This is a genomic window from bacterium, assembly GCA_030654305.1.
Taxonomy (GTDB): Bacteria; Krumholzibacteriota; Krumholzibacteriia; order LZORAL124-64-63; family LZORAL124-64-63; genus PNOJ01.
On record JAURXS010000148.1, the window covers coordinates 1 to 9,108 of the forward strand.

Annotated in this window: 11 protein-coding genes; 1 reads left to right on the forward strand and 10 read right to left on the reverse strand. The window is 73.3% G+C overall.

Annotated elements, in window-relative coordinates:
- The 6 genes from Q7W29_03890 to hypA form a co-directional block, all read right to left on the reverse strand.
- Positions 1-453 (reverse strand): AIR synthase related protein (locus Q7W29_03890; protein MDO9170954.1); only part of this gene is annotated, 453 nt, incomplete at its 3' end.
- Positions 450-1,541, reverse strand: a complete 1,092-nt coding sequence (hypD, locus tag Q7W29_03895) for a hydrogenase formation protein HypD (protein MDO9170955.1) — start codon at positions 1,539-1,541, stop codon at positions 450-452. The genes Q7W29_03890 and hypD, both read right to left, overlap by 4 nt.
- A complete protein-coding gene (locus tag Q7W29_03900; GenBank protein MDO9170956.1) occupies positions 1,538-1,825 on the reverse strand; it encodes a HypC/HybG/HupF family hydrogenase formation chaperone in 288 nt (95 codons plus the stop codon). Before Q7W29_03900 ends, hypD begins: the two co-directional genes overlap by 4 nt.
- A 74-nt stretch (positions 1,826-1,899) precedes the next feature.
- Positions 1,900-4,188, reverse strand: a complete 2,289-nt coding sequence (gene hypF, locus Q7W29_03905; protein MDO9170957.1) for a carbamoyltransferase HypF — start codon at positions 4,186-4,188, stop codon at positions 1,900-1,902.
- Position 4,189: 1 nt separating this feature from the next.
- Complete coding sequence (hypB, locus tag Q7W29_03910; GenBank protein ID MDO9170958.1) at positions 4,190-5,050, reverse strand: hydrogenase nickel incorporation protein HypB; 861 nt, start codon at positions 5,048-5,050, stop codon at positions 4,190-4,192.
- 23 nt (positions 5,051-5,073) lie between these two features.
- The gene (gene hypA / locus Q7W29_03915) at positions 5,074-5,412 is read right to left on the reverse strand and encodes a hydrogenase maturation nickel metallochaperone HypA (protein MDO9170959.1); all 339 of its coding nucleotides are present in this window, start codon (positions 5,410-5,412) and stop codon (positions 5,074-5,076) included.
- Positions 5,413-5,524: 112 nt separating this feature from the next.
- Here hypA and Q7W29_03920 point away from each other — a divergent pair, with 112 nt between their 5' ends.
- Positions 5,525-6,856: an aminotransferase class I/II-fold pyridoxal phosphate-dependent enzyme gene (locus tag Q7W29_03920; GenBank protein MDO9170960.1), complete on the forward strand. Its 1,332-nt coding sequence runs from the start codon at positions 5,525-5,527 to the stop codon at positions 6,854-6,856.
- 76 nt (positions 6,857-6,932) lie between these two features.
- On the opposite strand, the gene Q7W29_03925 is transcribed toward Q7W29_03920, so the two are convergent.
- The 4 genes from Q7W29_03925 to Q7W29_03940 form a co-directional block, all read right to left on the reverse strand.
- Entirely contained in the window at positions 6,933-7,370 is a 438-nt protein-coding gene (locus Q7W29_03925) for a hypothetical protein (protein MDO9170961.1), read from the reverse strand.
- Positions 7,371-7,505: 135 nt separating this feature from the next.
- Positions 7,506-8,045 (reverse strand): hypothetical protein, encoded by a 540-nt coding sequence (locus Q7W29_03930; GenBank protein ID MDO9170962.1) that lies wholly within the window; start codon positions 8,043-8,045, stop codon positions 7,506-7,508.
- Between the two features lie 20 nt (positions 8,046-8,065).
- Positions 8,066-8,878, reverse strand: coding sequence for an MOSC domain-containing protein (locus Q7W29_03935; protein MDO9170963.1), 813 nt, complete (start codon positions 8,876-8,878; stop codon positions 8,066-8,068).
- A 4-nt stretch (positions 8,879-8,882) separates the two neighbouring features.
- The coding region (locus Q7W29_03940) for a hypothetical protein (protein ID MDO9170964.1) at positions 8,883-9,108 on the reverse strand (226 nt) is incomplete at its 5' end.

Sequence of the window (9,108 nt, forward strand, 5' to 3'; positions counted from 1 at the left end):
GCCGCGGTCGACGACCTTGGTGTCGCCGGTCACGACGATCACGCCGGCGGCGCGGGCCGCCCGTTCCATCGAGCCCAGGATCCGGTCCAGCAGCGCCAGCGGCAGCCCCTCCTCCAGCACCAGGCCCACGCTCAGGTAGAGCGGGCGCGCGCCGCTCATGGCCACGTCGTTGACGGTGCCGTTGACGGCCAGGTCGCCGATGTCGCCGCCCGGGAACTCCAGCGGCGTGACCACGAAGGTGTCGGTGGAGAAGGCGACGCGGCCGGGCGGCAGCGTGAACACGGCCTGGTCCTCGAGCTTCGCCAGCAGGTCGTTGCGGAAGCGCGGCAGCACGTGCGCGTCGATCAGCTCGGCCGACAGCCGCCCGCCGGCGCCGTGCGCCAGTTGCACGGTGTCGTGGCCGGTCAGGGGCGCCAGGCAGGACAGGCCGTCGAAGTCGGGGGCGTCGCTCACGGGTTCCTCCGGTGGTACTTCCAGTAGGCGGCGCAGGCGCCCTCGCTCGAGACCATGGTGGCGCCCAGGGGCGTGGCGGGCGTGCAGGCCTTGCCGAAGGCGGCGCACTGGTCGGGCTTCTTCACGCCCTGCAGGATCTCGCCGCTGATGCACTCCCGCGGTTCCTGCGGCGCGATGTCGCCCACGTCGAAGCGCCGTTCGGCGTCGTAGGCGGCGTACGCGGCGCGCAGGCGCAGGCCGCTGCCGGGGATGACGCCGATGCCGCGCCAGGGGCGGTCGCAGACCTCGAAGACCTCGTCCACCACGGCGCGCGCGGCCGGGTTGCCGTCGCGCTTCACGATGCGGGCGTAGCGGTTCTCGACGCCCGCCTCGCCCCGCTCCAGCATCTCCACGCAGCTCAGGATCCCCTGCAGCAGGTCGACCGGCTCGAAGCCCGTCGGCACGATCGGCACGCCGAAACGCGCGGCCAGCGGCTCGTACTCCCGCCAGCCCATCACGGCGCAGACGTGGCCGGCGGCCAGGAAGCCCTGCACCCGGTTGGCGGGCGCGCCGAGGATGGCGGCCATCGCCGGCGGCACCAGCACGTGGCTGACCAGCTCGCTGAAGTTCGTCAGCCCCTCGCGCGCCGCCTGCCGCACCGCCATGGCGTTGCCCGGCGCGGTGGTCTCGAAGCCCACGGCCAGGAACACGACCTCGCGGTCGGGGTGGCGGCGGGCCAGCTGGAGCGCCTCGAGCGGCGAGTCGACGAAGCGCACGTCGCCGCCGCGGGACTTGACCCGCATCAGGTCGTCCCGCGAACCGGGCACGCGCAGCATGTCGCCGAAGGAGGTGAAGATCACGCCGGGTCGCGCGGCGATGGCCAGCGCGCGGTCGATCGTCTCGAGCGGGGTCACGCAGACAGGGCAGCCGGGGCCGTGGACCAGGGTCAGCGAGGGCGGCAGCATCTGGTCGAGCCCGTGGCGCAGGATGGCGTGCGTCTGGCCGCCGCAGATCTCCATGATCGCCCACGGGCGCGTCGCCGCCGCGGCGATGCGCGCCAGCAGCGCGCGGCACGGCGTCGGGTCGCGGTACTCCTGCAGGAACCTCACGGGAGCTTCCCGTCGCGGTCGGCGTCGTCGGCGACGTCCGGCAGGCTGTCGGCTTCGATCAGCTCGTTGAGTTCCGAGAGCGTGGCCAGGGAGGCCGCGGCCTCCGCCTCGTCGAGCACCTGCAGGGCGAAGCCCGCGTGCACGATGACCCACGAACCCTCGACGGCCTCGGGCGTGTAGGCCAGGCAGGCCGCGCCGACGACGCCGGCGTAGTCGATGCGGCCCATCGGCAGGCCGTTCTCCTGGTAGATCTCGATCACCTGGCCGGGTACGGCGAGGCACATGGCGGTCCTCCCGGGTGCGGGGCGCTGTGGCGAAGATAGACCACGGGGGCGGCCCCGTCCAACGCGGCGGGGGCTCACGCGAGCCCGGCCCGCGCCACGGCGGCCTGGCCGAGCGACACCGCCCCGTCGTTGGGCGGCAGTTCCCGCGGCAGCAGGGGTCGCAGGCCGGCGGCCTCCAGCCGCGGCGGCAGCAGGGCGGCCAGGATCCCGTTCTGGAAGCTGCCGCCGCCCAGGGCGACCGTGCGCAGCCCGGTCAGCCGCGAAGCGCGCCGGGACGCCTCGACGAGCAGGTCCAGCAGGGTGCGGTGGAAGCGCGCGCTGACCTCGGCGGCGTCCGCCCCGGCCCGCACGGCGGCGACGGCGCCGCGGATGATCGGCCCGCAGGGCAGCAGCAGGCCGTCGCCCGCCTCGTCGATCTCCCAGGCGAAGGGCCGGGCGGCTTCGACCGCGGCGCACGTGGTCAGGGCCGTCAGCTCGATCGCCGCCTGGGCCTCGTAGCGGACCTCGCGCCAGCCGCCGGTCAACGCCGCCACGGCGTCGAACAGCCGGCCGCAGCTGCTGGTGAGCGGGGAGTGGACGCCGCCGTCCACCATCCGCAGCACGACCGCCGTCTCCTGGTCCGCGAGGAAGGGCAGATCCGGCAACTCGTCGCCGAACGCCGCGCGCAGGTGGCTCAGCGCGATGCGCCGGGGGTGGCGGATCGCGGCGTCGCCGCCGGGCAGCGGCACGCACGACAGGTGGCCCACGCGCGTGCAGGCGGCCGCGTTCCCGGCGAGGATCTCGCCGCCCCAGATCGTGCCGTCGGTGCCGTAGCCGGTGCCGTCGAGGATCAGGCCGAGGGCCGGCTCCGGGTGCCCGTGCTCGGCCAGGACGGCGGCCAGATGGGCGTGGTGGTGCTGCACCGCGATCAGGCGCTTGCCGGCGTCGCGGGCCTGCTCCTGCGCCCACCGCGTGCTGAGGTAGCCGGGATGCAGGTCGTGGGCGATCGTCTCGGGCTCGCACTCGAGCAGCTCCTGCAGCGTGCGGACCGATTCCTTGAAGAAGCCGTAGGCCGCCAGGTTCTGCAGGTCGCCGACGTGGGGCGACAGGAAGGCGCGGTTCTCCTTCAGCAGGCAGACGGTGTTCTTCAGCTCCGGTCCGACCGCGAGGACCGGCGCGCCGCTCCCGCCGAGCAGCACCGGCAGGGGCGCGTAGCCGCGGCTGCGGCGGTGCAGGAGCGCTCGGCGGCCGACGACCTCGACCACCGAATCGTCCGCGCGGCGCAGGATGGCCCGGTCGTGCAGCAGCCAGGCGTCGGCGATGTCCACGAGGCGCGCGCGGGCCTCGTCGTCGCCGAGGCAGATGGGCTCGTCGCCGGCGTTGCCCGAGGTCATCACCAGCGCGCCGGCGCCGAGGGCCCGGACCTCTGCCAGCAGCAGCAGGTGCAGGGGCGTGTAGGCGAGCATCACGCCGAGCCGGCGGTGGCCGGGCGCGACGGCGGGGGCGAGCGCGGCGTCCGCGCGGCGCTCCAGCAGGACGATCGGCGCCTGCGGCGAGGCCAGCAGCGCCGCCTCCTCCTCGCCGGCGTGCGCCAGCTCCCGCGCCGCGTCGAGGTCCGCGACCATCAGCGCCAGCGGCTTCGCCTCGCGTCCCTTGCGCGCGCGCAGCCAGAGCACGGCCGCCTGGTCGTCGGCGCGCGCGGCCAGGTGGAAGCCGCCGAGCCCCTTGACCGCGAGGATGCGGCCCGCGATCAGCAGGCGGGCGGCTTCGCGCAGCGGGTCAGCGGCGGGATCGACGCCCTCGCCCTCCAGGCGCAGCCGCGGCCCGCAGGCGGGGCAGGCGTTGGGCTGGGCGTGGAAGCGGCGGTCGTGGGGGTCGTGGTACTCGCGGGCGCAGTCGGGGCACATCGCGAAGGGCGACATGCTGGTGAAGGGGCGGTCGTAGGGGATGCGCCCGATGATCGTCCAGCGCGGGCCGCAGTTGGTGCAGTTGGTGAAGGCGTAGCGGTGGCGGCGGTCGCCCGGGTCCAGGATCTCGCGGCGGCAGTCGGCGCACAGGGCGCTGTCGGCCGGCACGCAGGTCGAGGTGCCCGGCGAGTCGCGGCTCGGCAGGATGGCGAACCCCTCGGCGCCGACGGCGGGGACCGGCTCGGCGGCGACCGACTCGATGCGGGCCAGGGGCGGCGCTTCGGCCTCGAGCCGGCGGCGGAACGCCGCGAGACCGGCGGGGTCGCCCTCGATCTCGAGGATCACGCCCTCGCTGTCGTTGGCGACGTGGCCGGCCAGGCCGAGGCTCTCGGCCAGGTTGAAGACGAAGGGCCGGAAGCCCACGCCCTGCACGACGCCGTCGACGCGGAGCCGTTGCCGCTGCCGCTGCCGCGTCATCTCATCGCGCCGCGGCGGCGCGGCGGTCCCGCAGCCACCGGTACCAGCCGTCGAGCCCCTCGCCGCCGGTCGCCGACAGCTCCACGAAGGCCAGCGCCGGGTTCACGCGCCGCGCGGCGTCCTTGCAGGCCTCCACGTCGAAGTCGACGTAGGGCAGCAGGTCGGTCTTGTTGATCACGCACAGGCTCGCCGCGGCGAACATCGCGGGGTACTTCTGCGGCTTGTCGTCGCCCTCGGTCACCGAGATGATCACGACCTTGGCGTGCTCGCCCAGGTCGAACAGGGCGGGGCAGACCAGGTTGCCCACGTTCTCGATCAGCAGCACTCCGCCCGAGGGCACGGCCAGTTCGGCCAGCGCGCGGCGGACCATCTCGGCGTCGAGGTGGCAGCCGAAGCCCGTGTTGACCTGCAGCACCGGGGCGCCGGCGGCCGCGATGCGCTCGGCGTCGTTGAGGGTCTGCTGGTCGCCCTCGATCACGGCCAGGGGGATCTCGCCCTTGAGGTCGCGGATCGTGCGCTCGAGCAGCGAGGTCTTGCCGGAGCCGGGCGACGACACGAGGTTCAGCGCCAGCACGCCGCGGCCCTCGAACCAGCCCCGGTTGCGCTCGGCCACGACGTCGTTGCGCCGCAGGATGTCCTGCTCGACCGACAGGCGACGGCCGCCGCCGTGATCATGGTCGTGGCCGTGATCGTGGCCGTGATCGTGGCCGTGATCGTGATGGTGGCCATGGTCATGGTCATGCTCGTGCTCGTGCGGGTGGGCGTGCTCCGTGTCGCCGTGCCGGTGGGGGTGGTCGTGCCCGCCGGGCTTGCGGTAGGTCACCGCGTCCGGGGACTGGTTGCAGCCGCACGTGTCGCACATGACGCCCTCCAGGGGCTTGGTGTTCAGTCGACGTCGAGCGAGGCGACGCGCAGCTCGCGCCCGCCCACCACCTGCAGGCAGCCGTCGCAGGCGGGGCAGAGGGCCGCGTAGAAGTCGATCTCGGCGTCGGCGCCGCAGGCGGGGCAACGGCCGCGGCCGGGCAGTTCGCACACGACCAGCTCGGCGCCGGCGGCCATGGTCCCGAGGCGGGCCGTCTCGAAGCAGAAGACCAGCGCCGACAGCTCGACGCCGGCCAGCCGCCCGATCTCCACCGTGACGGTGTTGATGCGCGCGGCGCCCGCTTCACGGGCCCGTTCCTCGGCGATCTCGAGGATGCCGGCGACCAGGGTCATCTCGTGCATGCCGCCTCCCGGATCCTAATATAACACTTGGGGTTGGGACCACAAGCCGACCTTGCGGCCGGCGGTTCCCCGTTGCACCTTGGAGGGGCCGCACACCCACCAGGAGGGTCCCATGGAACAGACCAGCGCGCAGCCGCCCGTGATGTCCGCCCAGTTCGCCGGGCGCCAGCCTTCGGTCATCCGCATGGCGCAGCTCCGCTTCGACGAGCGCCGCGACGGCACCGAGGCGATCAACGTGGCGATCGGCAACGTCTCGCTCCCGATGTACCCGGCCATGCAGGAGCGCCTGCGGAACCTCGGCGCGCCGCAGAGCCCCTTCCGCGACGGGGTCGTGAAGTACTCGTCGACCGCCGGGACCCAGGAATGCATCGACGCCTTCATGAACGTGATCGCCAGCAGCGGCTTCGACACCGCCGGCCTGCACGGCCACATCACCGAGGGCGGCACCCAGGCCATGGAGCTGCTGATCGTGGGCGTCTGCGGACCCGCCGGCACGGACGAGGCCCCGCTGCTGTTGATCGACGCCGCCTACACCAACTACAAGACGCTCTGCCAGCGTCTCGGCCGCGCCACCTGCTCGGTGCAGCGCAGCCTGGGCGAGGACGGCAAGTTCTCGCTGCCCGACCCCGCGCGGATCGAGCAGGTCATCCGCGAGAAGAAGCCCCGCGCGATGGTCGTGATCCCCTACGACAACCCGACCGGACAGTACTACGACCACGAGGCGCTGGTCGCCCTGGCCCGTCTCGCGGTGAAGCACAACCTGTGGCTGGTGAGCGACGAGGCCTACCGCGAGCTGTACTACACGGGCGGCCGCTGCACCAGCGTCTGGGGCGTGACCGAGGCCGAGGCGCCCGGCATCACCGGCCGCCGCATCGGCATCGAGACCACCTCGAAGGTCTGGAACGCCTGCGGGCTGCGCATCGGCGCCCTGGTCACCGACAACGAGCCCTTCCACCGCAAGGCCATCGCCGAGCACACCGTCAGCCTCTGCAGCAGCGTGATCGGGCAGTACGTCTTCGGCGCGCTGGCCCACGAGGACCACGCGACGCTGCGCGCCTGGTACGGCAAGCAGCGCGATTACTACCGCGGCATGCTCTTCGACTTCACCTCGCGGATGCGCGCCGCCCTGCCCGGCGTGATCGTCTCGAGCCCCGACGCCGCCATCTACTCGGTGCTGGACGTGCGCAACATCGTGGCCGACGGGTTCGACGCCCTGGACTTCGTCCTGTGGTGCGCGTCCGAGGGGAAGGTCGACGTCGGCGGCCGGGCGCTCACGGTGCTGACCGCCCCGATGGCCGGTTTCTACAGCGTGCCCGCGGGGGAGCCCAACCCGGGCCGCACCCAGATGCGCGTGGCCTACGTCGAGACGCCCGAACGCATGGCGATGATCCCGGAGCTGTTCGCGGACCTGCTGCGGCAGTACGAGCGCAAGCGGGCCGGCTGAGGCGCGGCCCCGCGGCCGGAGAGAACAGGAACGGGAGCCGCCGCCGGCTCCCGTTCCGCGTCCCTGTCCGCTGGCTTCAGCGGTAGAGGGCCTTCACGGCTCCCCAGGAGCCGCTCCCGGCTGCGAGGACATCGATCAGTTCGAAGTCGCAGTGGAGGATCGCGCCCGGGTCGGCCGAAGATCCTGTCAGCTCGACCCGGTACATCCCCAGCGGGATGGGGAACAGGTCGAGGTCGAACGACGCGGTGATCGTCTCCCCGGGGAGCATGTCCCACACGTCCGCCAGCGCGACGCACGCGTCCACGCAGAGCGCCGTGTCGAGGTGGTAGATGATGTAGGCGGGATACGAGATGAAGTGCCCCGGCCCCGGGCCGCCGTTGTGGATCGTGATCTCCACCGTCTCGAAATTGTTGTACAGCGATTCGCTCGTGGCGACGGTCAGCTGCGCGGCGGCCGTCGTGGCCGCCAGGATCGAAACGATGGACACGCAGGCAACTCGCAGCGATCTGTACATCTCCACCCTCCCACGAGATCGAGCAATCGCACCGCCGCCGCCGGCACGACGGCCCCGTTCGGCGGTACAATGGTGAGTCCCGACATCGATGGTACCGGATCCGGACGCGGCCCACAACCCCGCCGGACGTCGACGTCACTTCAACGGCCGGCAACCGCCTTCCACATATGGCACGTACCGCTTCAGCAGGAAGTGCTGCCAGGTCTGCTCCACCACCGCCGGCCAACCCGCCAGGATCTCGCCGGCGGCGTGGACCTCGACCCGCACCAGGGTGCGCCCCTCGCCGGCGTCGGCGAAGGTCCAGGTCGTGACCATGTGGATGGCGTGGCCGGCCAGGCCCAGCGGCCCCTCGTAGCGCAGCATCTCGCCGCGGCGAGCGTAGGTCACCGCGGCGTGGCGGACGCCGTCGCCGCTCTCGTCGAAGATTTCCAGGAACGCGCCGCCCGGCTTCGGTTCGACGACCAGGCGCACCGGGTGGTCGGACATGGTGTGGTCCCACCACCCCGAGATGTCGCCGGTGGCGGCGTCGAAGGCCGCGGCCGGCGTTCCGGTCACCGTCGCCTCGACCGCGAAGGAGAAGGCGCCGGTCGGCGGCGTTTCGGCGCGGGCGGTGGCGACGGGGATGGCCGCGGCGAGCAGCAGCGCGCAGCAGGCGAGGGTCGGGATCCGGCGCATGGAGGCACCTCCGGTGATGATCATTCGAGGACCGACACGGGATCGCCCGGGCGCAGGTCCCCCTCGCGCACCACGCGCGCGAACACGCCGAACATGACGCCGCCCGGCAGCGTGCGGTAGCCGGTCAGCGTCCGCAGCGGTTCCGGCCCGACCTCTCCGGTCAGGGGATCGACCGTCGTGTTGGGGCAGCGGGGGCACGGCCGCAGGATCTCGAACTCGGCCGCGCCGGCGCGCAGCCGCCGCCAGCCGTCCTCCGCGTAGGGCTCGCCCCCGCCGATCACCAGGTTGGCCCGGAAGCGATCCATGCCGACGGGCGCTTCGCCGCGCGCGGCGAGGCGGAGGTTGAGGTCGGCGAGCGACGCCTCGCCGCAGATCAGGTAGGGCGCCGAGCCCGCCAAACCGTCGCTGACCGCGGGGTCGGCGGCGGCCGGTTCGCCCGCCGGCGCTTCGCCGTGCGCCAGCTGCGCGAGCCAGACCGTCTCGCCCAGCAGCTCGCTGAAGTAGCGGTTGGCCTCCGGCGCGGCCACCCTGGCCGCGAGCGTGCGGCGCTTGACGGTGACCGGCAGCGGGGCCGAGTCCGCGGGCGGCGGGGCGCCGCGCAGGGGCGGGCCGACGGCGCCGGTGACGACGAGCGCCTCGCCGTCGAGTCCGATCGCCACGGTAGCGAGCCGGGGGTGGGACTTGAGCATGACCGGTTCGCCGGACTGGGCGACCAGCAGCCAGCGGCGGTCGCGGCGCCGGCCGCGGGCCAGCGCCGCGGCCTCGGCCAGCGGCACCGCGCGCGCGGCCTTCAGCGGGTAGGCGAACAGGCCGGCGACGATGAGATCCTGCACGGCGTCACTCCCGCGGCACGAGCCTGGCCGGCACGTCCATTTCCATCTCCAGCAGGGCCTGCGACAGCGTCTTGCCCTGCGGGTCCAGCATCAGCGACACGGTGCCGCCGCCGCCCAGGGTCCGCTCCAGCAGGAAGTTCAGGGCCAGGAGGTTGGGCGCCTCGTGGCGCGTGACGCGGCCCAGCACGACGCCCTTGAAGAAGCGCCGCACCACGGCCGGCTTCAGTTCG